This is a genomic window from Streptomyces sp. NPDC056296, assembly GCF_042268605.1.
Classification (GTDB): domain Bacteria; phylum Actinomycetota; class Actinomycetes; order Streptomycetales; family Streptomycetaceae; genus Streptomyces.
The window spans coordinates 19,943-43,599 of record NZ_JBHJRX010000049.1 but is presented as its reverse complement, the minus strand read 5'-3'; the positions used below and the strand labels follow the sequence as shown (position 1 = coordinate 43,599).

At 71.6% G+C, this 23,657-nt stretch carries 18 protein-coding genes and 1 pseudogene; 3 read left to right on the top strand and 16 right to left on the bottom strand.

What is annotated here, in order from left to right:
* Window positions 1–9: 9 nt before the first annotated feature.
* The 7 genes from topA to bldG form a co-directional block, all read right to left on the bottom strand.
* Complete coding sequence (gene topA, locus ACFCZF_RS30310; RefSeq protein ID WP_376674333.1) at window positions 10–2,865, bottom strand: type I DNA topoisomerase; 2,856 nt, start codon at window positions 2,863–2,865, stop codon at window positions 10–12.
* Window positions 2,866–3,135: 270 nt separating this feature from the next.
* Complete coding sequence (locus ACFCZF_RS30305; protein ID WP_310872040.1) at window positions 3,136–3,333, bottom strand: hypothetical protein; 198 nt, start codon at window positions 3,331–3,333, stop codon at window positions 3,136–3,138.
* A gap of 299 nt (window positions 3,334–3,632) precedes the next feature.
* Window positions 3,633–5,150 (bottom strand): class I SAM-dependent methyltransferase, encoded by a 1,518-nt coding sequence (locus tag ACFCZF_RS30300; RefSeq protein WP_310872041.1) that lies wholly within the window; start codon window positions 5,148–5,150, stop codon window positions 3,633–3,635.
* Between the two features lie 49 nt (window positions 5,151–5,199).
* The gene (locus ACFCZF_RS30295; RefSeq protein ID WP_376674332.1) at window positions 5,200–5,790 is read right to left on the bottom strand and encodes a small secreted protein; all 591 of its coding nucleotides are present in this window, start codon (window positions 5,788–5,790) and stop codon (window positions 5,200–5,202) included.
* A 205-nt stretch (window positions 5,791–5,995) separates the two neighbouring features.
* Entirely contained in the window at window positions 5,996–8,401 is a 2,406-nt protein-coding gene (locus ACFCZF_RS30290; RefSeq protein ID WP_376674331.1) for a sodium-translocating pyrophosphatase, read from the bottom strand.
* A gap of 361 nt (window positions 8,402–8,762) precedes the next feature.
* Window positions 8,763–9,194 carry an ATP-binding protein gene (locus ACFCZF_RS30285; RefSeq protein ID WP_376674330.1) on the bottom strand — a complete coding sequence of 144 codons (432 nt, stop codon included), beginning with the start codon at window positions 9,192–9,194 and terminating at the stop codon, window positions 8,763–8,765.
* Window positions 9,195–9,311: 117 nt separating this feature from the next.
* Complete coding sequence (bldG, locus tag ACFCZF_RS30280; RefSeq protein ID WP_003975386.1) at window positions 9,312–9,653, bottom strand: anti-sigma factor antagonist BldG; 342 nt, start codon at window positions 9,651–9,653, stop codon at window positions 9,312–9,314.
* A gap of 83 nt (window positions 9,654–9,736) precedes the next feature.
* Here bldG and ACFCZF_RS30275 point away from each other — a divergent pair, with 83 nt between their 5' ends.
* Window positions 9,737–12,301 carry a DEAD/DEAH box helicase gene (locus ACFCZF_RS30275; RefSeq protein ID WP_376674329.1) on the top strand — a complete coding sequence of 855 codons (2,565 nt, stop codon included), beginning with the start codon at window positions 9,737–9,739 and terminating at the stop codon, window positions 12,299–12,301.
* A 301-nt stretch (window positions 12,302–12,602) separates the two neighbouring features.
* Here ACFCZF_RS30275 and ACFCZF_RS30270 read toward each other — a convergent pair.
* The 7 genes and pseudogenes from ACFCZF_RS30270 to ssd form a co-directional block, all read right to left on the bottom strand.
* Window positions 12,603–12,950, bottom strand: a pseudogene (locus ACFCZF_RS30270) (Rv3654c family TadE-like protein); the annotation flags it as partial.
* Window positions 12,951–13,399: 449 nt separating this feature from the next.
* Window positions 13,400–13,801, bottom strand: a complete 402-nt coding sequence (locus ACFCZF_RS30265; RefSeq protein ID WP_376674328.1) for a TadE family type IV pilus minor pilin — start codon at window positions 13,799–13,801, stop codon at window positions 13,400–13,402.
* Window positions 13,788–14,000: a DUF4244 domain-containing protein gene (locus ACFCZF_RS30260; protein WP_376674327.1), complete on the bottom strand. Its 213-nt coding sequence runs from the start codon at window positions 13,998–14,000 to the stop codon at window positions 13,788–13,790. The genes ACFCZF_RS30265 and ACFCZF_RS30260 overlap by 14 nt, the downstream gene beginning before the upstream one ends.
* 105 nt (window positions 14,001–14,105) lie before the next feature.
* Complete coding sequence (locus ACFCZF_RS30255) at window positions 14,106–14,903, bottom strand: type II secretion system F family protein (RefSeq protein WP_376674326.1); 798 nt, start codon at window positions 14,901–14,903, stop codon at window positions 14,106–14,108.
* A complete protein-coding gene (locus ACFCZF_RS30250; RefSeq protein ID WP_376674325.1) occupies window positions 14,900–15,775 on the bottom strand; it encodes a type II secretion system F family protein in 876 nt (291 codons plus the stop codon). Before ACFCZF_RS30250 ends, ACFCZF_RS30255 begins: the two co-directional genes overlap by 4 nt.
* Window positions 15,772–16,944, bottom strand: a complete 1,173-nt coding sequence (locus ACFCZF_RS30245; RefSeq protein ID WP_376674324.1) for a TadA family conjugal transfer-associated ATPase — start codon at window positions 16,942–16,944, stop codon at window positions 15,772–15,774. Before ACFCZF_RS30245 ends, ACFCZF_RS30250 begins: the two co-directional genes overlap by 4 nt.
* A 422-nt stretch (window positions 16,945–17,366) precedes the next feature.
* Window positions 17,367–18,491: a septum site-determining protein Ssd gene (ssd, locus tag ACFCZF_RS30240; RefSeq protein WP_376674323.1), complete on the bottom strand. Its 1,125-nt coding sequence runs from the start codon at window positions 18,489–18,491 to the stop codon at window positions 17,367–17,369.
* Window positions 18,492–19,163: 672 nt separating this feature from the next.
* Between ssd and ACFCZF_RS30235 the strand changes: the two genes are divergently transcribed.
* A complete protein-coding gene (locus ACFCZF_RS30235; RefSeq protein WP_376674322.1) occupies window positions 19,164–20,021 on the top strand; it encodes an HAD family hydrolase in 858 nt (285 codons plus the stop codon).
* A 391-nt stretch (window positions 20,022–20,412) separates the two neighbouring features.
* Here ACFCZF_RS30235 and ACFCZF_RS30230 read toward each other — a convergent pair whose 3' ends face one another.
* Complete coding sequence (locus ACFCZF_RS30230) at window positions 20,413–21,237, bottom strand: oxidoreductase (protein WP_376674321.1); 825 nt, start codon at window positions 21,235–21,237, stop codon at window positions 20,413–20,415.
* A 111-nt stretch (window positions 21,238–21,348) separates the two neighbouring features.
* On the opposite strand from ACFCZF_RS30230, the gene ACFCZF_RS30225 reads away from it, so the two are divergent.
* Complete coding sequence (locus tag ACFCZF_RS30225) at window positions 21,349–22,329, top strand: ATP-binding protein (RefSeq protein WP_376674320.1); 981 nt, start codon at window positions 21,349–21,351, stop codon at window positions 22,327–22,329.
* 29 nt (window positions 22,330–22,358) lie between these two features.
* Here ACFCZF_RS30225 and ACFCZF_RS30220 read toward each other — a convergent pair whose 3' ends face one another.
* The gene (locus tag ACFCZF_RS30220; RefSeq protein ID WP_376674319.1) at window positions 22,359–23,642 is read right to left on the bottom strand and encodes a hypothetical protein; all 1,284 of its coding nucleotides are present in this window, start codon (window positions 23,640–23,642) and stop codon (window positions 22,359–22,361) included.
* Between the last annotated feature and the right edge of the window lie 15 nt (window positions 23,643–23,657).

Genomic DNA, 23,657 nt, shown 5'->3' with positions numbered 1-23,657 from the left:
GAAAGGAAGTCAGTCCTCCGAAGTCTTCGACGCGGTCGCCTTCTTGGCGGCCGACTTCGTGGTGGCCGTCTTCTTGGTGGCGGTCTTGGCCGTGGTCTTCTTCGCGGCCGTCGTCTTGGCCGCCGTCGTCTTCTTGGCCGCGGTCTTCTTCGCCGTCGCCTTCTTGGCCGGGGCCTTCTTCGCGGCGGCCTTCTTCGCCGTCTTCTTGGCGGGCCCCTTGGCGCGCTTCTCGGCGAGCAGCTCGTAGCCGCGCTCCGGGGTGATCTCCTCGACGCTGTCGCCGGAGCGCAGAGTCGCGTTGGTCTCGCCGTCGGTGACGTACGCGCCGAAGCGGCCGTCCTTGACGACGACCGGCTTCTCGCTGACCGGGTCGGTGCCCAGCTCCTTCAGCGGCGGCTTGGCCGCGGCCCGGCCACGCTGCTTGGGCTGGGCGTAGATCGCCAGCGCCTCCTCCAGCGTGATCGAGAAGAGCTGCTCCTCGGAGGTGAGGGACCGGGAGTCCGTGCCCTTCTTCAGGTACGGGCCGTAGCGGCCGTTCTGCGCGGTGATCTCGACGCCCTCGGCGTCGGCGCCGACGACACGCGGCAGCGACATGAGCTTCAGGGCGTCGTCCAGGGTGACCGTGTCCAGCGCCATCGACTTGAACAGCGAGGCCGTACGCGGCTTCACGGCGTTCTTGCCGGTCTTCGGGGTGCCCTCGGGGAGCACCTCGGTGACGTAGGGGCCGTAGCGGCCGTCCTTGGCGACGATGGCGTGGCCGGTGGCCGGGTCGGTGCCCAGCTCGAAGTCGCCGCTCGGCTTGGCGAGCAGTTCCTCCGCCAGCTCGACGGACAGCTCGTCCGGCGCCAGGTCCTCGGGGACGTCGGCGCGCTGGTGGTTCTCGGAGTCCTTCTCGCCACGCTCGACGTACGGGCCGTAGCGGCCCACGCGGAGCTTGATGTCGTTGCCGACGGGGAAGGACGACACCTCGCGCGCGTCGATCGCGCCCAGGTCCGTCACCAGCTCCTTGAGGCCGCCGAGGTGGTCCCCGTCGCCGTTGCCCGCGTCGGCCGCGCCGCCGCTTCCCGCGCCCTCGCCGAAGTAGAAGCGCCGCAGCCACGGCACCGCCTGCGCCTCGCCGCGGGCGATGGCGTCGAGGTCGTCCTCCATCTTGGCGGTGAAGTCGTAGTCGACGAGCCGCCCGAAGTGCTTCTCCAGGAGGTTGACCACGGCGAAGGAGAGGAAGGACGGGACGAGGGCCGTGCCCTTCTTGAAGACGTAGCCGCGGTCCAGGATCGTGCCGATGATCGACGCGTAGGTCGACGGGCGGCCGATCTCGCGCTCTTCCAGCTCCTTGACCAGCGACGCCTCGGTGTAGCGGGCCGGGGGCTTGGTGGCGTGGCCGTCGACCGTGATCTCCTCGGCCGTCAGCGCGTCGCCCTCGGCGACCTGCGGCAGCCGGCGCTCGCGGTCGTCCAGCTCGGCGTTCGGGTCGTCGGCACCCTCGACGTAGGCCTTCAGGAAGCCGTGGAAGGTGATCGTCTTGCCGGAGGCGCTGAACTCGACGTCCCGGCCGTCGGAGGCCGCGCCGCCGATCTTCACGGTGACGCTGTTGCCGGTCGCGTCCTTCATCTGGGAGGCGACGGTCCGCTTCCAGATCAGCTCGTACAGCTTGAACTGGTCGCCGGTCAGACCGGTCTCGGCGGGCGTGCGGAAGCGGTCGCCGGAGGGGCGGATCGCCTCGTGCGCCTCCTGCGCGTTCTTGACCTTGCCGGCGTACGTCCGCGGCTGGGCGGGGAGGTAGTCGGCGCCGTACAGCTGCGTGACCTGGGCGCGGGCGGCGGTGACCGCCGTGTCGCTCAGGGTCGTCGAGTCCGTACGCATGTAGGTGATGTAGCCGTTCTCGTACAGCTTCTGGGCGACCTGCATGGTCGACTTGGCGCCGAAGCCGAGCTTGCGGCTCGCCTCCTGCTGGAGCGTCGTCGTACGGAACGGGGCGTACGGCGAGCGGCGGTACGGCTTGGACTCGACGGAGCGGACGGCGAAGCGCGTGTTCTCCAGCGCGGCGGCGAGCGCGCGGGCGTTCGCCTCGTCGAGGTGGAGGGTGTTCGCGCTCTTGATCTGCCCCAGGGAGTCGAAGTCGCGGCCCTGTGCGACCCGCCGTCCGTCGACGGTCTGGAGGCGGGCGACCAGCGACGACGGGTCGGACTGGTCCCCCGCGCGGCCGGTCGCGAAGGTGCCCGTCAGGTCCCAGTACTCGGCGGAACGGAACGCGATGCGCTCGCGCTCCCGCTCGACGACGAGGCGCGTGGCGACGGACTGGACGCGGCCGGCCGACAGCTTCGGCATGACCTTCTTCCAGAGGACCGGCGAGACCTCGTAGCCGTAGAGGCGGTCGAGGATGCGGCGGGTCTCCTGGGCGTCGACGAGCTTCTGGTTGAGCTCGCGCGGGTTGGCCACGGCGGCCCGGATCGCGTCCTTGGTGATCTCGTGGAACACCATGCGCTTGACCGGGATCTTCGGCTTGAGGACTTCCTGGAGGTGCCAGGCGATGGCCTCGCCCTCGCGGTCCTCATCGGTGGCGAGGAAGAGCTCGTCGGAGTCCTTCAGCAGGTCCTTGAGCTTCTTGACCTGCGCCTTCTTGTCGGCGTTGACCACATAGATGGGCTGGAAGTCGTGTTCGACGTCCACACCGAGGCGGCGGACCTCGCCGGTGTACTTCTCCGGCACCTCCGCCGCACCGCTGGGAAGGTCGCGAATGTGCCCGACGCTCGCCTCGACGACGTAGCCAGGGCCGAGATAGCCCTTGATCGTCTTCGCCTTGGCAGGCGACTCGACGATGACGAGTCGGCGGCCGCCGTTCGCGGTCTCGCTGGTCGGGGACAACTTCGCTCTTCTCTCCGGTCGACGCTGGGGCCTCCCCAGGCAGTGCTCCCGGGGTCGGGTCGTGCTGCGCTTCGGTCGTGACGCTGCGGAGTGTGACGGTACCTCCCGCCCCCGTGTCAAACGGGAAAAGCCCGCAACGGCCACTCGAACGGTAACCCGACGAACCCTGTTCCTGCCGCCCGGAGTGTTTACCGGCCCTGACGCGTGCATCCGGAGCGCGACCCGCCGATTACGCGGGCGGGGATGCGGCCGGGGTCCGGAACCGGCCTCTCACACGTGCGTCAGGCACCATGCCCCGAGGACCAGCGCGACCACGGCGGCGACGCTCGCGACGGTCGCCGATGCGACGGGGCTCACACCGTGCGCGACGGGCCGGCCGTGCCGGACCCGCGTCGCGGTCCACACCAGCAGACCGGCCCCGAACAGGGCGAACACCATTCCCGCGAAGATCGCCGGCCCGCTTTCCATGGTCCCCGTGCCCCTTTTCTCCAACCCGCGAGTGTTCAGCCTCCGGGAGGCTGGCACGCGCGGGCGGCGGGCAGGCGAACCCGAGGTGAACGGGGAGCCGACGGACTCGGTGTGCCCCTGCCCGTGGCTCGTTCTTCCCGTACGGCGCCCTCGTATTTCCCGTACGGCGCCCTCGTACTTCCCGTACGGCGCCCTCGTACTTCCCGTACGGCGCCCTCGTACTTCCCGTACGGCGCCCTCGTACTTCCCGTCTTCCCGTACGAGGGCGGGTCCGGGCGGCGGGGACCGCCGACGCGTGTCTACGCCGGTTCGAGGAACCCCTGCTCCACCAGCAGCCGGATCTGGGCGGGCGTGCGGTCGCGCAGCGCCACCGGGTCCTCGCCCACCAGCTGGGCGATGGCGTCCAGGATGCGGCCCGCGCTCATGGTGCCGTCGCAGACGCCCGCGAAACCGGCGCCGACGGTGTCGACCCGGGTGGCCCGGCGCATGCCGCGGTTCTGGCGCAGGACGACGTGCTCCGGGTCCTCGGCGCCGGGCAGCCCGACCTGCTCCTGGACGACCTCGCCGGCCAGTGTGAAGTGCGCCTCGAGCAGGGCGGCGTCGTCGTGGGCGCGCAGGTAGTCGACCCGGTCGAAATGCGCGCGCACGGTCTCGCCGAGCGGCTGCTCGATCGGGTGCGGCCACTCCTCGGTGGTGATCGAGGGCTCGGCGGACCCGGTCCGGCGCAGGGTGATCCAGCCGAAGCCGACGGCCCTGACCTTGCGCGTCTCGAACTCGTCCAGCCACGCGTCGTACCGCGCCTGGTACTCGGCCGCGTCGGCGCGGTGGTCGCCCGCGTCCCTGAGCCACAGCTCGGCGTACTGCGTGACGTCCTGCACCTCGCGCTGCACGATCCAGGCGTCGCAGCCGCGCGGCACCCAGGAGCGCAGCCGGTCCGTCCAGTCCTCCCCCTCCACGTGCTGCCAGTTGGCGAGGAAGTGCGCGAACCCGCCCTCGTTCAGGCGCTCCCCCGTCTGCTGAACGAGCGAGCGGCACAGATCGTCCCCGCCCATTCCGCCGTCGCGGTAGGTGAGGCGGGCGCCGGGCGAGATCACGAACGGCGGGTTGGAGACGATCAGGTCGTACGTCTCGTCGTCCTCGATCGGCTCGTAGAGCGAGCCCTCGCGCAGTTCGGCGGCCGGGGCCCCGGACAGGGCGAGCGTGAGCGCGGTGATGTGCAGCGCGCGCGGGTTGAGGTCGGTCGCCGTCACGCGCGTGGCGTGCCGGGCGGCGTGCAGCGCCTGGATGCCGGAACCGGTGCCGAGGTCGAGGGCGGCGGAGACGGGCGTACGGACGGTGAGGCCGGCCAGCGTCATGGACGCGCCGCCGACGCCGAGGACGACGCCCTCGGCGCGGTTGCCGATGCCGCCGGCGCCGCCGACCGCGCAGCCCAGGTCGGAGACGATGAACCAGTCCTCGCCGCCGGGCCCGCCGTACGGCCGTACGTCCACGGTGGCCGCCACCTCGTCGTCGCCCGCGCGGACGAGCCACCCGCTCTCCAGGCAGGCGTCGACGGGCAGGACGTCCGCCACGCGCGCGTGGGGCACCGGTTGCTGGAGCAGGAACAGCCGTACGAGCAGTTCGAGCGGCGTGTCGCCGCGGGTGGCCCGGAGCGCGGGCACGGTCTCGCTGCGCGACAGCGCCGCGTAGGCGGGGGCGCCGAGCAGCTCCAGCAGTCCGTCGGCGGTGAAGGAGGCCCCGAGCAGGGCGTCCCGCAGCCGGGCGGTCACGTCGGGGCGGTCGGCGGAGGGCAGGGGGGACAGGCTGGCGTTACTCACACCCCCATTGTGGCCCTGCGGCCCCCGCCCCGCCCCCGTGCGGCAGAGGTCAGCCGGCCGCGGCCGACGGCGTCACCGAGGCCGACTTGCAGCTCTCCTGCTTGGCCATCGCCTGGCCGACGTCGCCCTCCTCCAGGGTCTTCAGCGCGTCGTTGCCGCTCTTGCTGAGCTTGTTCAGCTCGGTGGCGATGTCCTTGAGACCGTCGGCGAACTTCGCCTGGTCCTTGGTGTCGAGGTCCTCCACCTGCTTCCTCAGGGAGGCGTACGACGAGGAGAGGCCGTTGAGCTCTGTGACCGCGTCCTTCTGCTTCTTCTCGCCGCCGTCGACGTCCGGCGCCCCGGCCTTCTGGACGGCGCTGCCCATCGCCTTGTAGGCGTCGGACATGTCCTGGAACGCCTTCGCGTCGGTCTTCTGGACCTCGGCCGGCGTGCTGTTGTCCGAGGTCTCCTTCTGGATCGCCGCGTTGGCCGCCTCGATCTTCCTGGCCTGCGGCTGGACGGCGTCGCAGACGTCCTTCGCCCAGGAGTCCAGCTTGTCGTTGTCGTCGCTGCTGCCGCATCCCGTCAGCGCCAGTACCAGTACCGCACCGCCGGACAGTGCGGCCGCGAGCTTCTTGTTCACCGGATTGGTCCCTTCCATGGCTCTCGGCCCCGGAACATACACGCCGGATGGGGGACACTCGCAGGACGAACATCCATTAAGACCGTATTGCAGCCATTTGCACCAAGAGAGAGAAGGCTCACGGTGAGGGGCGCACGCACGCACGACGCGGGCGGACGACGCGTCAACACGCGCCGTCCGCCCACCCTTTGACCTGCGCCTCCACGACGCTCCGGGCTCGGGCCTACGAAACCACCGCCGGATCGGCCGACTTGGGCTCCCGTTCGCCGTCGTCCTCGTCTCCCATCGCGATTCCGCGCCGCTTGGACACGTAGACCGCCGCGGCGATGACGAGGAACGCGACGACGGCGATCGCGACCCGTACGCCGATGCTCTTGTCGGCGCCGTAGGAGAACTTGATGACCGCCGGCGCGATGAGCAGCGCCACCAGGTTCATGACCTTCAGCAGGGGGTTGATCGCCGGACCCGCGGTGTCCTTGAACGGGTCGCCGACGGTGTCGCCGATGACGGTGGCGGCGTGGGCCTCGCTGCCCTTGCCGCCGTGGTGACCGTCCTCGACGAGTTTCTTGGCGTTGTCCCAGGAACCACCGGAGTTGGCGAGGAACACCGCCATCAGCGTGCCCGCGCCGATCGCGCCCGCCAGGAACGCCCCGAGCGCTCCCACACCGAGCGTGAACCCGATGAAGATGGGCGCCATCACGGCGAGCAGCCCGGGCGTGGCGAGTTCCCGCAGTGCGTCCCTGGTGCAAATGTCGACGACCTTGCCGTACTCCGGTTTCTCGGTGTAGTCCATGATCCCGGGCCGCTCCCGGAACTGCCGCCGCACCTCGTAGACCACCGCCCCCGCCGACCGCGAGACCGCGTTGATCGCCAGCCCCGAGAAGAGGAAGACGACCGCCGCGCCCGCGATGAGCCCGACCAGGTTGTTGGGCTGTGAGATGTCCATCATCAGACTCATCGGCGCGCCCTCACCGCTGAGTTTCTCGCCCACGTCCGCCGCGCCGGTGGTGATGGCGTCGCGGTACGACCCGAAGAGGGCCGCCGCCGCGAGGACGGCGGTGGCGATGGCGATGCCCTTGGTGATGGCCTTGGTGGTGTTGCCGACCGCGTCCAGGTCGGTGAGCACCTGGGCGCCGGCGCCCTCGACGTCGCCGGACATCTCGGCGATGCCCTGCGCGTTGTCGGAGACCGGCCCGAAGGTGTCCATGGCGACGATCACACCGACCGTGGTGAGCAGGCCGGTGCCGGCCAGCGCCACCGCGAACAGCGCCAGCATGATCGACGCACCGCCGAGCAGGAAGGCCCCGTAGACGCCGAGGCCGATCAACAGGGCGGTGTAGACGGCGGATTCGAGGCCGAGCGAGATCCCGGCCAGGACGACGGTGGCGGGCCCCGTGAGCGAGGACTTGCCGATGTCCTTGACGGGGCGCCGGGTGGTCTCGGTGAAGTAGCCGGTGAGCTGCTGGATCAGGGCGGCGAGCACGATGCCGATCGCCACCGCGACGAGTGCGAGGATCCGCGGGTCGCCGTCCCGGCCGGCGATCGCCGCGTCCGTGACGCCGTCCAGCTCCGAGTACTTCCCGGGCAGGTAGACGAAGACGGCCACCGCCACCAGCACCAGCGAGATCACCGCGGAGATGAAGAATCCCCGGTTGATCGCGCTCATACCACTGCGGTCGGACCGCCGGGGCGCCACCGCGAAGATGCCGATCATGGCGGTGATCACGCCGATCGCCGGTACCAGCAGCGGGAACGCGAGTCCCGCGTCGCCGAAGGCCACCTTGCCGAGGATCAGCGCGGCCACCAGGGTCACGGCGTACGACTCGAAGAGGTCGGCCGCCATGCCCGCACAGTCGCCGACGTTGTCGCCCACGTTGTCGGCGATGGTCGCGGCATTGCGCGGATCGTCCTCCGGGATGCCCTTCTCGACCTTGCCGACCAGGTCGGCGCCGACGTCGGCGGCCTTGGTGAAGATGCCGCCGCCGACTCGCATGAACATCGCGATCAGCGCGGCACCGAGGCCGAAGCCCTCCAGCACCTTCGGCGCGTCGGCCGCGTACACCAGCACCACGCAGCAGGCACCCAGCAGGCCGAGCCCCACCGTGAACATGCCGACCACGCCGCCCGTGCGAAATGCGATCTTCGTAGCTTTGTGCGAGACGAGAGTGAGATCCTTTTCCGGTTCGCCGGGGGCCGGTGTCGCTTCCCGCGCCGCCGCGGCGACGCGCACATTGCTGCGCACGGCGAGCCACATGCCGATATAGCCGGTGGCCGCCGAGAACGCCGCGCCGATCAGGAAGAAGATCGATCGTCCGGCCCGTTGATTCCAGTCGTCCGCGGGCAGCAGCATGAGCAGAAAGAACACGACGACGGCGAATACGCCGAGCGTGCGAAGCTGCCTGGCCAGATAGGCGTTCGCGCCTTCCTGGACGGCCGCCGCGATCTTCTTCATGCTGTCGGTTCCCTCGCCCGCCGCGAGTACCTGGCGCACCAGGACACCCGCGAGCACCAGCGCGGCCAGCGCGACGACCGCGATGACCGCGACCAGGGCGCGGTTCGAGTCGGTCAGCACGGCGGCTGCGATGGTCGAGGTATCGCCCAACTGATGAGGGGTGGAAAGCTCCGCCATTCGTCCTCCTTGACGCTTGGGCTGAGCTCAAGATGTGGACGGGATTGTAGGTACCGGAACCTGATCAAAACAGTGCACGACAAAAGGAATTGGCCTGTCAACCACAAGGGGCCCAGAAGTAGTAATGCCCTTCTGGCATTAACGTCGTGATCCTTTTCCGCGCGATTGACCGCACGATTGGTCGCACGATTGACCGCACGGCTGATCGTGAATGAATTCACTTAACGCCCGCTCGGCACCACTGTATGCGTGGACCTCGGCTTCCGCACATGACACATGACGAAGGGCCCTACGAGGTAGGGCCCTTCGGGTGAGACGGTGAGACGGTGAGACGGTCGACTTCGGGTCGGCGAAGTGGGTGTCAGACCGGCGGCAGCACCGCCGGTGCGGTCGGCCAGGTCATGCGGATCAGTCCGCCGTCCTCGCCGGCCGTGACCTCCACGTCGTCGACGAGTCCGCTGATGACCGCGAGACCCATCTCGTCCTCCTCGGCCTCCAGTGCGTCGGCGGCGGTGCCCGGGTTTCCGGCCCCGGGTACCGCGTGCGGCGCCTCGTCGCCGACCTCGATGGAGAACTGCTTCTCCTCCTCGATCAGCGACACCTTGACCGGCGCCGTGATGCCGACGTGCTGATGCAGACCCACAGCCCGGGTGCAGGCCTCGCCGACGGCGAGCCTGACCTCGTCGAGGACGGCCTCGTCCACTCCGGCCCTGCGTGCCACCGCCGCCGCCACCAGACGGGCGGTGCGGACATGCTCGGGCAGCGCGCTGAAGCGGAGTTCAACGGTGGCCATGCATCCCCCTCGGAACTACGGGCGTGCTTTCGGGGGTCCGGGCCGCCGACAGCCCGGACCCCCCTTGTTCTACTTTGTTCTACTGCCGTCCCGGGCCCAGGGGCCCGGGACCGGTCGTCAGTCGGTGGCCGCCACCGCTTCCTCGACCGAGGTGTGAATGGGGAACACCTTGGTGAGGCCGGTGATACGGAAGATCTTGAGAATGCGCTCCTGGTTGCAGACCAGGCGCAGCGAGCCCTCATGGGCACGCACCCGCTTCAGTCCGCCGACCAGCACGCCGAGCCCGGTGGAGTCGAGGAAGTCCACGCCCTCCATGTCGACGACGAGGTGGAAACTCCCGTCGTTCACGAGCTCGACCAGCTGCTCTCGCAGCTTGGGCGCGGTGTATACGTCAATTTCGCCACCGACCTCGACGACCGTACGATCGCCGACGGTACGGGTCGACAGGGACAGGTCCACGGATCCTCCAGCACCTTGCTATCGAGCGGGTCGCCCTTCGGGACACCTCGGCTTGAAGCCCCCAGGACGGTTCGCCAGCCGCGATGGCATTCAATCACTTACCGGCAGGCGTGCACGACGCCTTGGTCCCATTGTCCGTCACGCCGGTGACAGACTCGGTGCCGATGGCCAAGAATCACCGATCCGATCGACCCCCGGCGGAGCCCGGCTCCAGGCCGGAACCAGGCATGCTCCTGGACCGGCTCGCCGCGGGACCGAGCCGGGCTGCGCGCATCACTCATACGGAGCACTTGCCCCCGCGTGCGGGCCGTCATGCCGTCTGGCCGGACCGGATTCGACCGGAGGTCCTCGCGGCGGTGCGGGCCGCGGGCATCGAACACCCCTGGGCCCACCAGGCACGCGTGGCCGAGCACGCCCTGGACGGCGACTCGGTGGTCGTCGCCACGGGCACCGCGTCCGGCAAGTCCCTGGCGTATCTGGTGCCGGTGCTGTCGACGCTCCTGGACGGATCCGAGGCCCCCAACGGGCGTGGCGCCACCGCCCTCTACCTGGCTCCGACCAAGGCGCTGGCCGCCGATCAGTGCCGGTCCGTGAAGGAACTTTCACAACCTCTGGGCACATCCGTACGGACCGCCGTGTACGACGGCGACACGCCGTTCGAGGAACGCGAGTGGATCCGCCAGTACGGCACCTACATGCTGACCAACCCCGACATGCTGCACCGCGGCATCCTGCCGTCCCACTCGCGCTGGTCCTCCTTCCTGAAATCGCTGAAATACGTCGTCATCGACGAGTGCCACACCTACCGCGGCGTCTTCGGCTCCCATGTCGCCCAGGTGCTGCGCAGATTGCGCCGACTGTGTGCCCGCTACGGCGCGTCGCCCGTCTTCCTGCTCGCCTCCGCCACCGCCGCGGAGCCCTCGGTGGCGGCCCGCCGACTCACCGGCCTGCCGGTGGTCGAGGTCGCCGACGACGCGTCACCGCGCGGTGAACTGGTGTTCGCCCTCTGGGAGCCGCCGCTGACCGAGATGGAGGGCGAGAAGGGCGCGCCGGTCCGCCGCACGGCCACCGCCGAGGCCGCCGACCTGCTCACCGACCTCACCGTGCAGGGGATGCGTTCGATCACCTTCGTACGCTCCCGGCGTGGCGCCGAGCTGATCTCGGTGATCGCCAAGGAACGTCTGGCCGAGGTCGACCGCTCGCTGCCCCGGCGCGTGGCGGCGTACCGCGGCGGCTATCTCCCCGAGGAGCGACGCGCCCTGGAACGTGCCCTGCACTCCGGCGAACTCCTCGGCCTCGCGGCGACGAACGCCCTGGAACTCGGCCTCGACATCTCCGGCCTGGACGCCGTGGTGATCGCCGGCTACCCGGGCACCCGGGCGTCGCTGTGGCAGCAGGCGGGCCGGGCGGGGCGGTCCGGGCAGGGAGCCCTCGCGGTGCTGGTGGCCCGCGACGATCCGCTGGACACCTTCCTCGTCCACCACCCCGAGGCCCTGTTCGACCAGCCCGTGGAGTCCACGGTCCTCGACCCCGACAACCCGTACGTCCTCGCCCCCCACCTGTGCGCGGCGGCGGCCGAGCTGCCCCTGACCGACGAGGACCTGACGCTGTTCGGCCCCGCCTGCGAGGAGTTGCTTCCCCAGCTGGAGGCGGCCAGGCTGCTGCGCCGCCGGACGCGGGCCTGGCACTGGACGCGCCGGGAGCGGGCCGCCGACCTGACCGACATCCGCGGGGAGGGCGGACGGCCGGTCCAGGTCGTCGAGGCGGGGACGGGCCGGCTGCTGGGCACGGTGGACGCCGGCGCCGCCCACACCACGGTCCACGAGGGCGCCGTACACCTCCACCAGGGCCGCACGTATCTCGTCCGCTCCCTCGACCTGGAGGACTCCGTCGCGCTGGTCGAGCAGGCCACCCCCGCCTACTCGACGGTCGCCCGCGACACGACGGCGATCTCGGTCCTGGAGACCGACATCGAGGTCCCCTGGGGCGACGGGCGACTGTGCTACGGCTCCGTCGAGGTCACCAACCAAGTGGTCTCCTTCCTGCGCCGGCGCCTCATCACCGGCGAGGTCCTGGGTGAGACGAAGCTGGACCTCCCTCCTCGGACGCTGCGCACCCGCGCGGTGTGGTGGACGGTCACCGAGGATCAGCTGGACGCGGCCCGGGTCAACCCGGAGATCCTCGGCGGGGCCCTGCACGCCGCCGAGCACGCCTCGATCGGCATGCTGCCCCTGTTCGCGACCTGCGACCGCTGGGACATCGGCGGCGTGTCGGTCCCCCTGCACCCCGACACGCTCCTCCCGACCGTCTTCGTCTACGACGGCCACCCCGGCGGCGCGGGCTTCGCCGAGCGCGCCTTCCACACGGCCCGCGAGTGGCTCACGGCCACCCGGGAGGCCATCGCCTCCTGCGAGTGCGACGCCGGCTGCCCGTCCTGCATCCAGTCCCCCAAGTGCGGCAACGGCAACGAGCCGCTGCACAAGCGGGGAGCCGTACGGCTTCTCACGGTGCTGTTGCGGGGAGCGGCGGAGGGGGTGGCGGACCGGGGCGCGGAAGCGGGGGCGGATCTGGATCGGGATCCGGAGCTGGGCCCCGCCGCCGGTACGGAGGCGGCGGGTACGGAGGCGGCCGGTACGGAGGCCGGATAGGTAGGCGCCACCTCGGCCAGATGCTCCCTCGGCGGGACACCGGACGCCGGGACACCGGACGCCGGGACACCGGTCGCCGGGACACCGGACGCCGGGGCACCGGTCAGTGGGACAGCCGCCTCAGGGCGCCCGTCCCAGGGGCAACCGCCTCCGGGGCGCCCGCCGGTGAGACGACCTCCCTCGGGGCACCCGCCGGTGAGACGACCACCCCTGGGACACCCGCTAGAGGGGCGCCCGCCCCCGGGACACCCGCCAGCGAGACGACCTCCCCTGGGGCACCCGCGACCGGGGCGCCCGTCCCCGGTACGTCCGTCCCCGGTACGTCCGTCGCCGGCCCCGCTCTCGCCCGGACCTCCGCCGCGAACGGACCTCGGCCGGACGCCGCCGTCACGTCCGAGACCTGACCGGTGAGCACGCACCGCACCAGCCGCGTCCCCTGGGCCCGCGCGATCTGGTCCGCCCTGGCACACGCGGCCGTGCCGCCCCGTGCCCAGTGGTCCGCCGCCGCGAGCGCCGCCAAATCGGCGCCGCCGGCCGCGCGATGCCGGGCTACGACGGCCTGTCCCAGAGCCAGCACGATGCCGAACACCAGGCACAGAACGGCGACGGCGCCGACGCTCCAGACCGTTGCGGACCCTCTGTCGGAGCCGCCCCCGAAACCGGAACCACACCCGGAGCCGGAGCCAGTGCCCGAGGCAGAGCCCGACCCGGGCCCGGACCCTGAGCCGGTCCCGGTCCCTGAGCCCGAGCCGGACCCGGACCCGGAGCCCGAGCCGGACCCTGAGCCGGAGCCGGAGCCGGAGCCGGAGCCCGAACCGAAGCCGAAGCCCGGGGCAGAGCCCGAACCGAAGCCGAAGCCCGAGTCCGAACCGAAGCCGAAGCCCGAGTCCGAACCGAAGCCAGAGCCCGGGGCAGAGCCCGAGCCGAAGACAGTGCCCAAGCACGAGTTCGAGCCCGAGCCCGAGACCAAGCCGGACCGAGTGCTCGAGCCAGCGCCGGATCCAGTGCCCGAGCCGGCGCCCGAGCCGGCGCCAGCGCCAGCGCCAGCGCCAGCGTCAACGCATCGGCCGGGCTCCGACCGGGGCAGGACACCGCCCGTCATGGCCCCGCCCCCGCCGTCTGCTCCACCGAAGCCACGGCCTCCTCCCGGACCTCGAAGGGCAGCCCCTGCAACGCCGGTGGCTCGGCCACCACGGTCACGCGGACCTGGCCCGCCTCCCGGCTGACCGTGACCCGCGCCCCGCGCGGTGCCGCCTCTCTCGTGACCTCGACGACCGCGTCGGCCGGATCCTGACGGGCCGCCGCGCGGGCGCCCGTCCGGGCCGCGTCCACGCACTGGATCTGAGCGGCCACCACAAGCAGCCCGTACACCAGCGCCATCGCGAACACCACCAGCACCGGCAGCACCACGGCCGTCTCCGCCGTCACGAATCCCCTGTCGGAATGGCCGGCGAGGCCTCTGCGGGCTCCCGCCCTCGCTGCCCGCTCACATCCGCGCATCGAGTGCCTGCTTCACGATGCCCTGCAGCTCCGCGCTGACCGCGCCGCTCGTCACCACCTTGTAGAGGACCACGGCGAACGCCACCGCGGCGACGATCCCCATCGCGTACTCCGAAGTGACCATCCCGCCGTCCCGCCGCGCCACCCGTACTGCTCCGCGCACCAGGGCACTCAGCCGTGCCCGTACCGCCTGATACATCGCAACCCCCGTAAGGTCCGTTCCCGTTGCCACTTGCTCGTCCCGTCGTCCCGTCGTCGGTCGACTCACTCGCGGGCCCGGCGCCCGCCCGCCCTCTCCGTTCCGTCAGCCGCCACGTCCTCCGTCTCCCAGCGCCCCGCTCGCGAGCCCGATCACCACCGGCAGTACGCCCACCGCGATGAACGCGGGCAGGAAGCACAGCCCCACCGGCGCGGTGACCATGACGGCCGCCCGGCGGGCTCGGGCGGTCGTGGCGCGACCCCAGTCGGCACGGGCCTGGGCGGCGAGCCGGGCGACCGGACCGGCCGCGGGCAGGCCGGACACGTCGGCCCGTTCCAGTAGCCGCGCCAGCGGCCCGGCGCCCGGAATCGCGGCCAAGCCCCGCCAGGAACCGCCCGGTTCACCGCCGAGCCGGACCTCGGCGGCGCCGCGCCCCAACGCTTCTCCGACGGGCCCGCCGAGGGCGTCGCCCACCGCCTGGGCCGCGGCCACCGGTCCGGCACCCGCCGCGATGCACGCGGCCAGCAGATCGGCCGCCAACGGCATCTGGCGAGCGGCTTCCGCGGCAACGGTCTCCGCAGCGGCCGTACCGGAGGCCGACCGTCGGGAGCGCCAACGCCACAGCGCTGCCGCGCCCAGCAGCCCCACCACGACTCCGGCACCACCCCCGACCAGGGCCCAGCCGGCACCCACCGTGCCCACCAGCGGCAGCCATCCGCGCACGGCGCCCAGCACCTCGGCGCGTCGTGGGACGGCGCGGTCCGGTCGCGGGGTCAGCAGCGCGGTGAGTCGCCCGCGTACCTTCCGCTCCCGCCGTGCGGCCCCGACCGTGCGCGCCAGCCATCCGGCCACCAGCAGCGTCCCCACCACTGCCCCCAGCCTGTGGACAACCTCCCCGTTCACGACACCGCCTCCGCAGCCCGCACGATCCGCGTCACCCACCACACGCCCAGGCCCTCCAGAACCCCGCCGGCCAGCAGACAGCCCAGCCCGGCTCCGGTGTGCAGCAGCACGTGCAGCGGGTCGGCACCGAGGGCGAAGCCGAGCAGGAGGCCAAGGACCGGCAGGCCGGCGAGCATCACCGCCGTGGCGCGAGCGCCCGCCAACTGGGCCCGCAGGTCGCAGCGCTGGTCCCGTTCGGCGCGCAGTGCGCCCTCCAGCCGGTCGAGCCCGGCCGCCAGCCCGGCACCCTGGTCCACGGCGACCCGCCAGCACGCCGCGAGCCCCCGCAACCCCTCGGCACCCGGCTGCCGCGCCGCCGCCGCGAGCGCCCCCGGGACGTCCCCGCCGAACCGGGCCGCCGCCAGCACCGTCGCCTGCGCTTCACCGAGCCCTCCGGAGTCGTGGGCGGCACACAACAGCGCCTCGCCCGGCTGCCGCCCCGCGCGCACCTCCCCGGCGAGCGCCCCGCACAACGCGATCACCCCGTCCCGCTGGTGCTCCCGGGCCCGCCGTGCCCGGCCGGCCAGCCGCGTCCGCCGCAGCACCGGCACCCCGGCCGCCCCCGCGATGACCGGCAGCACCGAGTTCCCCAGCACCGCCAACAGCAGCCCGGCCGCGAACGACCACCACTCGGGCCGCAGCCGGCCACGGACACGCCGCAGCCCGTCCGTCACCCGGCGCAGTGCGGGTGGCCCGGTGCCGGCCGCCACGCCGTCGGCGAGCACCAGCCGCGCGCGCCGGGCCCCGGAGTGCCACCCGCTCCCGGCCGACCACGCCGCCGCCCCCAGACACACCAGGGCCACGCCCGTCGACAGCCCAACCGTCCCCGTCACCTGTACACCTCCCGTCCGACGGCTCGCGTGTCGAGCCCGTCACCGCTGAGCAGCTCCCGCAGCCGCTCCCACCCGCGCTCGGCCACGAAGGCCTCCGCTCCCCACCGCAGCGCCGGCACCGTCCGCACCAGCCCCGACGGGTCGCGCTCCAGTACGTGCACCTCGGCGATCCGGCGCCGTCCGGACCTGTCCCGTACCAAGTGCAGGACCACCGACAGGGCAGCCGCGAGCTGGCTGTGCAGGGCCGCCCGGTCGAGGCCCGCGGCCGTGCCCAGCGCCTCCAGCCGGGCCGGTACGTCGGCGGCGGCGTTGGCGTGCACCGTCCCGCAGCCGCCCTCGTGGCCGGTGTTCAACGCCGCGAGCAGATGGACCACTTCGGGGCCGCGCACCTCGCCGACGACCAGCCGGTCCGGTCGCATGCGCAGCGCCTGCCGCACCAGGTCCTCCAGGGTCACCAGGCCCGCGGCCTCCTGGTTGGCGGGTCTGGTCTCCAGGCGGACGACGTGCGGATGGTCCGGCCGCAGCTCCGCCGAGTCCTCGGCGAGCACGATGCGCTCGTCCGGTCCGACGAGCCCGAGCAGCGCGCTCAGCAGTGTCGTCTTGCCGCTGCCGGTGCCACCGCTGACGAGGAAGGACAGCCGTGCTCCCAGCAGGGCGCGCAGTACGCGGTCACCGCCGGGCGGCACGGTGCCCGCCGCCGCGAGTTCGTCGAGGGTGAACGCGCGCGGCCGCACCACCCGTAGTGACAGACATGTGCAGCCGACGGCGACCGGAGGCAGTACCGCGTGCAGCCGGGTGCCGTCGGGCAGCCGGGCGTCCACCCACGGCCTGGCGTCGTCCAGCCGGCGCCCCGCGACAGTGGCGAGGCGCTGCGCGAGCCGCCGTACCGCACCGGCGTCCGGGAAGGAGACCGTCGTCAGTTCGAGGCCGCCGCCCCGGTCCACCCAGACCCGGTCCGGTGCGGACACCAGTACGTCGGTCACCGACGGGTCGGCGAGCAGCGGTTCCAGTGGCCCGCTGCCGACGAGTTCCGACCTCAACTGCTCGGCGGCGCCGAGGATCTCCGCGTCCCCGAGCACGCGCCCCTGCTCCCGCAGGGCCTGCGCCACACGCGCGGGCGTCGGTTCGGCCCCGCTCTCGGCGAGCCACCGCCGGACGCCGTCGAGCATCCCGGCAGCCGGGCCCGGCCCCCTTCCGGAGGTCGCCGTCGACGTCCGTCCGGAAGCCGCCCCCGGGGACCGTCCAACAGCCGAACCCGGAAACCGTCCCACGGCCGTCCCGGGGAACCGTCCCACGGCCGTCCCGGGAAACCGTCCCACGGCCGTCCCGGGAAACCGTCCAACAGCCGACCCCGCGGACCAAGTGGAAGCCCCTCCAGGGGACGCCCGAGAAACCCAGCCCGGGACCATCCGCGCAGCCGACCCCGCGGGCGTCCCGGAAGTCCGGCCGCCCGGGCCCTCTCCCGCAGACCGCCCTTCGGGCGCCCCGGGGGCCCGGGCAGACACCCCCGCACCCACGTCGACCCCCCTCTCACCGCTCGCCGCGCCGGCCCACACGCCACCGGTCGCCCTCTCAGATCCCGTCAGCGCCCTCATGCGTCCCCTCCCGTCTCCACCAGCGCCCGCTCCCAGAACTCCCTGCAGAAGCGCGCGAGCGGCCCGCGTGCGGACGCTCCCGGGGGGCGCCTGCTCTCGGTGGCGCGCAGGAGCCCGGACTCGACGGGCACCTCGCCGACCAGGGGCAGTCCGAGCAGCCGGGCCACCTCGCGGTCGTCGAGTCCGGAGGCGTACGGCCCGCGTACCGCGACCCGGAGGTCGCGCAGGACCATGCCGACCGCGGTGGCCACCCGGCCGGCCGCCGCGACGGCCCGCAATTCGGCCGGGACGACGAGGAGTCCGACGTCGAGCTGGGCGAGGACCTCGGCGACGCCGTCGTCGATCCGGCGCGGCAAGTCGACGACGACCGTGCCGCCGCGGCGCCTGGCCGCCGCGAGCACCGCCCGTACGGCCTGGGACGGCACCGCGACGCAGTCGCCCCGGTCCCAGCTGAGCACCCGCAGTGAGTGCAGCTCGGGCAGCGACTCCTCCAGGGCGCCACCGCCGACCCGCCCCCGCGAGGCCGCGAAGGCGGGCCACCTGAGCCCCTCGGCCGTCTCCCCGCCGAGGAGCACATCGAGGCCGCCGCCCAGCGGGTCGGCGTCCACCAGGAGGCTGCGCAGCCCCTCTCGTGCGGAGCTGACGGCGAGTGCGCAGGCCAGCGTGGACGCTCCGGCGCCGCCTCGGCCGCCGATGACGCCGACGGTGAGAGCGGGCCGGCCGACGCCCTCGGCGACGTCGGCGATACGGTCGACCAGCCACTGTTCGCCGTCGGGCAGCATCAGGACGTGGTCGGCGCCGATCTCGACGGCCCGCTGCCAGACCCCCGAATCGTCCTGGTCACGGCCCACGAGGACCACTCCTCGTCTCCGCACGGCCCCGCGTACACGTCGCGCGGCGTCGTCGCCGACGAGCACGAGCGGCGCGGTTTCCCAGCCACCCCGCGGTCCGGAGGCAGAGGGCACCGCGGGCACCGAGTGGTGCACTTCCGGCGTGGCGCCGGCCGCCGCGCACAGGCGCAGCAGGTCGTCGAGGAGTTCGTTGTCCTCGGTGACGATCAGTGGTCCGCTCTGCCGCCCTCCGGCGGCGGGCGGCGGATCGTGGGTGATGGTTCCGGTCATGACTCGCGTCCCCCTTCGCCGCGACTCCCGCGGTCGCGCCCGACTTCTGTGACCTCGCGCAGCCCTTGCGGCCCCGCGATTCCCAACCGTGTGAAGAACCGGCAAACGGTCCCCACATGAACGGCCGACGTGAACGCCCGACTTGGACACCGACTTGCACGTCGGCTTGAACATCGGTCGAACCCGGCCATACGCATCCGGCAAACGAAACCGGCCGTGGAAGTCGGTGCCGCGCCCGGACGCATGGGAATCACGGTGCAGCGATCCGGAAAATCGTGTGGATCTTGGTCAAAAACTGTGGACAACTCAACGATTGTGAATATCGCGTCACTCAAACCGGTGAGCCCCGACGCGCTCCGCTCCACCCCGTGTACGACTTCCGCAGAGCAGTCCGACAACTACTCTGCGTAGGCAGTCATGCACATGACATATCGCCGCGAGTTCGCGGCACCACAACCCGAAACCGGGGACAGGAGGAGAGGAAAAACCCACCCGGACATGCGACGACCCCCGCCGGGGGGGAGAGCGGGGGTCGTCTCCACGGCCGACTCGGGGGGGGAGGAGTCGGACCGGGTTAGCACGGTCGCGAACGATCCGTGACTTCCATGGTGTACCCGAGAGCCATCTCAGGCAAACCCACGCGCCCCACCTTACGCCGAATGGGCTGCGCCTATGCTCGGGGTCGTGGAAAACCACTCCTTGCCCCACTCCTTGCGGCACTCCATGCCCCGCACAGCCGCCTTCTTTGACCTGGACAAGACGGTCATTGCGAAGTCGAGCACGCTCACGTTCAGCAGGTCGTTCTACCAAGGCGGGCTGATCAACCGCAGGGCAGTCTTGCGTACCGCATATGCCCAGTTCGTCTTCCTCGCGGGCGGAGCCGACCACGACCAGATGGAGCGGATGCGCGAGTACCTCTCCGCGCTGTGCCGCGGCTGGAACGTCCAGCTGGTCAAGGAACTCGTCGCCGAGACCCTGCACGACCTGATCGACCCGATCATCTACGACGAGGCCGCCTCACTGATCGAGGAGCATCACACCGCCGGCCGCGACGTCGTGATCGTCTCCACGTCGGGCGCCGAGGTCGTCGAGCCGATCGGTGAGCTGCTCGGCGCGGACCGGGTGGTGGCGACCCGCATGATCGTGGGCGACGACGGCTGCTTCACGGGAGAGGTGGAGTACTACGCGTACGGCCCGACCAAGGCGGAGGCGATCCGGGAGCTGGCCAAGTCCGAGGGGTACGACCTGACCCGTTGCTACGCCTACAGCGACTCGGCGACCGACCTGCCGATGCTGGAGTCAGTCGGACATCCTCATGCGGTGAACCCGGACCGGGCTCTGCGCCGCGAGGCTCTCGCGCGCGAGTGGCCGATTCTCGATTTCCACCGTCCGGTACGGCTCAAGCAACGGATCCGTGGTTTCTCGGTGCCCCCGCGCCCGGCGCTCGTCGCCGCCGCCGCGATAGGCGCCGCCGCGGCCACCGCGGGCCTCGTCTGGTACGCGAGCCGACGGCGGTCCGCAGCGGCCTGAACCCGCCGAAGCGGATCCACCCTTTCACCCGCGTATGAGCGCAAAAGTAAAGAAGTGCGGTCGGCACTTCCGCTTGCTTCGGGGCAGGAGTACAAAGGAATCAACGGCCCGCGAGACCAGGGACATCCGAAAGGATCACCTTAAGAACGCATTTGGCCCCACGGACCGAGCATGAACATCGGGCACCCACGCGACGTCGACCCGTCGATTACGGGCCAGCCGCACCAGGTGACGGGCAAAGTTCCCGACCTGATGGGCAACACATCGAGGACGCCTGGTAACCCGGTGGCCGTGCCAGCGGCGGTACGAGCAGTCGTACCGCCGCATTTCTCCGTCTCGTACGCCGCTCGTACGCCTCTCCTGCGCTCCCGTACGCCTCTCTCGCGCCCTCTTACGCCGCTCCGCGCTGGAGCGCCTCGCACACCGCCGTCGACTCGCGCGCGCCCAGTTCGACCGCCCTGCCGCAGTGGCCGATCCAGGCGGCCATGCCCTCCGGGGTCCCGGAGACATAGCCGTCGAGCGCCGCCAAGTAGGCCGCGCGTCCCAGCTCGGCATGGCCGACCTCGGCCGGACAGACCGATTTCGGGTCCAGACCGCTGTTGATCAGAACAATGCGCTCGGCCGCGCGCGCGACCAGACCGTTGTGCGTCGTAAAGGGACGCAACGCCATGAGTTCGCCGTGCACGACGGCCGCCGTCACCAGCGCCGGCGCGGACCCGCCCGCCATGACCAGCGCGGCCAGGCCGTCCAGGCGGCCGTGCGCCTCCTCGGCGCCGGGCAGCGGCAGCTCCACGAGCGGCTCGTCCACCGGCTCGCCCTCCTGGCGGGGCCGTCCCACCTGGTCGGCCTTGTCCGCGGCCGCCACCAGGTGCAGCCGGGCCAGAACCCGCAGCGGGGACTGCCGCCAGATGGACAGCAGCTGGCCCGCCTCGGCGGTCAGCCGCAGGGCCGCACCCACCGCACGCGCCTCGTCGTCGCCACTGAAGTCGGTCCGCCTGCGCACCTCCTCCAGGGCCCAGTCCGCCCCGGACAGCGCCGCCGAGCCCCGGGCGCCGCGCAGGGCCGCCTCGGAGGTGATCTCGTTGCTGCGGCGCCGCATGACCCGGTGGCCGTAGACCCGGTCCACGGCCTTGCGTACGGACTCCACGGACTCGGCCACGCCGGGCAGTGCGCCCAGGGCCGCGAGCGGATCGGCGGTCGCGCCTGTCGTACTCATGAGTACGACCCTACGCATCCCGGCGCCACACCCCACGAACGAGTGGTCTTCTTCACGTAGCCACGGACTCTCGTGCGACCTACAGCTACCGCGCTACTACGCTTGGTGAACATGAAAATTGCTTTCGTCGGGAAGGGCGGCAGCGGCAAGACCACCCTGTCCTCCCTGTTCGTCCGTCATCTCGCCGCCACCGGGGCACCCGTCGTCGCGATCGACGCCGACATCAACCAGCACCTGGGGGCCGCGCTGGGGCTCGACGAGGCGGAGGCGGCCGGGCTGCCCGCGATGGGCGAGCACCTCCCGCTGATCAAGAAGTACCTGCGCGGCACCAACCCGCGCATCGCCTCCGCCGAGAAGATGATCAAAACCACCCCACCCGGCGAGGGCTCGCGCCTGCTGCGGGTACGCGAGGACAACCCGGTCTACGACGCCTGCGCCCGGCCGATGGAACTGGACGGCGGGGCCGTCCGTTTGATGGTCACCGGGCCCTTCACGGACGCCGACCTGGGAGTCGCCTGCTACCACTCCAAGACGGGAGCGGTGGAGCTGTGCCTGAACCACCTGGTCGACGGCCGTGACGAGTACGTCGTGGTCGACATGACCGCCGGCTCGGACTCGTTCGCCTCCGGCATGTTCACCCGCTTCGACATCACGTTCCTCGTCGCCGAGCCGACCCGGAAGGGGGTCTCCGTCTACCGCCAGTACAAGGAGTACGCCCGCGACTTCGGTGTCGCCCTGAAGGTCGTCGGCAACAAGGTGCAGGGGCCGGACGACCTCGACTTCCTCCGTGAACAGGTGGGGGACGACCTGCTGGTGACCGTCGGGCACTCGGACTGGGTGCGTGCCATGGAGAAGGGCCGGCCACCTCGGTTCGAGCTCCTGGAGGACGCCAACCGCCGTGCGCTCGGCGTCCTGCACACGGCCGTCGACGCGACGTACGAGCTGCGGGACCGGGAGCGCTACACGCGCCAGATGGTCCACTTCCACGTGAAGAACGCCCACAGCTGGGGCAACGAGCGCACCGGGGCCGACCTGGCGGCGCAGGTCGACCCCGGGTTCGTCCTCGGCGAGGGAGTCGTCGCCCCGGCGTGACGGCGCCCTCACCGCTCCCGCCGCCTCGGCTACTGCTTGGCGGCCGGCGCCCCGGGCACGCCCTTCGGCGCCGGTGCGGGGGCGGCCGAGAGGAAGGACGCCCAGCCCTTCTTCGGGGCCTCACCGACGTCCAGGGTGCGCAGCTTCTTCAGCACCTTCGGGTCCTGGGCGTCCAGCCAGTCCGCGAGCTGCCGGAAGGAGACGCAGCGCACCTCGTCCTTGGTGCACACCCCCTCGATGACCTCCTCGATGGCACGCATGTAGGTGCCGCCGTTCCAGGACTCGAAGTGGTTGCCGATGATCAGAGGCGCACGGTTGCCGTCGTAGGCCCGCTGGAAGCCCTGGAGCAGGCCGTCGCGCATCTGGTCGCCCCAGAGCTCGTGCTTGTCCGGGTCGCCCTGGGTGGTGGTGCCCGACTGGTTGACCATGAAGTTGTAGTCCATGGTGAGCTGCTCGAAGGTGTGCCCGGGGAACGGCACGAGCTGCATCGACAGGTCCCACAGCCCCTGCTTCTTCTTCGGCCAGACCTGGTTGTTCACGCCGCTGCTGTCGTAGCGGAAGCCCATCTCACTCGCGGCCCGCACGAAGTTCTTCTGGCCTTCCAGGCACGGGGTGCGGGCGCCGATCAGCTCCTTGTCGTAGTCGAAGGGCAGGGGTGCCGCGTTCTTCGCCCCGGTGTTGGTCTTCCAGGTCTTCACGAACTGCTTGGCCTGGTTGATCTCGTCCTTCCACTCCTCGACGGACCACTCGCCGACCCCGCCGCCGGGCCCGCAGAAATGGCCGTTGAAGTGGGTGCCGATCTCGTTGCCCTCCAGCCACGCCAGCCGCAGCTGCTTGACGGTGTCGGCGATGCCCTCCTCGTCGTTGAAGCCGATGTCGGAGCGGCCCGGGGAGTGCTGCGGCGGCCGGTACAGGTCCCGCTTCTCCTTCGGCAGCATGTACACGCCGCTCAGGAAGTACGTCATCGTCGCGTCGTTCTCCTTGGCCACTTCACGGAAGTGGGAGAACAGCTGCTGGCTGTCCTCGCCCGCGCCGTCCCAGGAGAACACCACGAACTGCGGGGGCTTCTGCCCGGGCTTGAGGCGTTCGGGGCGGGGCAGGTGCGGCTGGGCTCCGGTGTAGGCGGTGGATCCGTCGCCGATGAGCCGGACCGCGTTCTTGGGCGCCGGTGCCGCTTTCCCCTTCTCCTTCTGCGGACCGTGCGTCCCTTCGCCGGAACCGTTACTGCTGCCGATCGCGCAACCGGCGAGCGACGCGGCGCAGACCGCGACGGCGATCGCGGTGCGCGCGGCGATCCTGCGGGTGGCGGCCATGTTCCGCCCACCTTC

Bases quoted from the DNA above. Each gene is read 5' to 3' on its own strand.
- ACFCZF_RS30275 (WP_376674329.1), top strand. From the start codon at position 9,737: ATGGCATTCAATCACTTACCGGCAGGCGTGCACGACGCCTTGGTCCCA.
- ACFCZF_RS30230 (WP_376674321.1), bottom strand. From the start codon at position 21,237: ATGAGTACGACAGGCGCGACCGCCGATCCGCTCGCGGCCCTGGGCGCA.
- ACFCZF_RS30285 (WP_376674330.1), bottom strand. From the start codon at position 9,194: ATGGCCACCGTTGAACTCCGCTTCAGCGCGCTGCCCGAGCATGTCCGC.
- ACFCZF_RS30265 (WP_376674328.1), bottom strand. From the start codon at position 13,801: ATGCGCGGATGTGAGCGGGCAGCGAGGGCGGGAGCCCGCAGAGGCCTC.
- ACFCZF_RS30220 (WP_376674319.1), bottom strand. From the start codon at position 23,642: ATGGCCGCCACCCGCAGGATCGCCGCGCGCACCGCGATCGCCGTCGCG.
- ACFCZF_RS30235 (WP_376674322.1), top strand. From the start codon at position 19,164: ATGCTCGGGGTCGTGGAAAACCACTCCTTGCCCCACTCCTTGCGGCAC.
- ACFCZF_RS30260 (WP_376674327.1), bottom strand. From the start codon at position 14,000: ATGTATCAGGCGGTACGGGCACGGCTGAGTGCCCTGGTGCGCGGAGCA.
- ACFCZF_RS30245 (WP_376674324.1), bottom strand. From the start codon at position 16,944: ATGCTCGACGGCGTCCGGCGGTGGCTCGCCGAGAGCGGGGCCGAACCG.
- ACFCZF_RS30295 (WP_376674332.1), bottom strand. From the start codon at position 5,790: ATGGAAGGGACCAATCCGGTGAACAAGAAGCTCGCGGCCGCACTGTCC.
- ACFCZF_RS30305 (WP_310872040.1), bottom strand. From the start codon at position 3,333: ATGGAAAGCGGGCCGGCGATCTTCGCGGGAATGGTGTTCGCCCTGTTC.
- ACFCZF_RS30290 (WP_376674331.1), bottom strand. From the start codon at position 8,401: ATGGCGGAGCTTTCCACCCCTCATCAGTTGGGCGATACCTCGACCATC.
- ACFCZF_RS30225 (WP_376674320.1), top strand. From the start codon at position 21,349: ATGAAAATTGCTTTCGTCGGGAAGGGCGGCAGCGGCAAGACCACCCTG.
- ssd (WP_376674323.1), bottom strand. From the start codon at position 18,491: ATGACCGGAACCATCACCCACGATCCGCCGCCCGCCGCCGGAGGGCGG.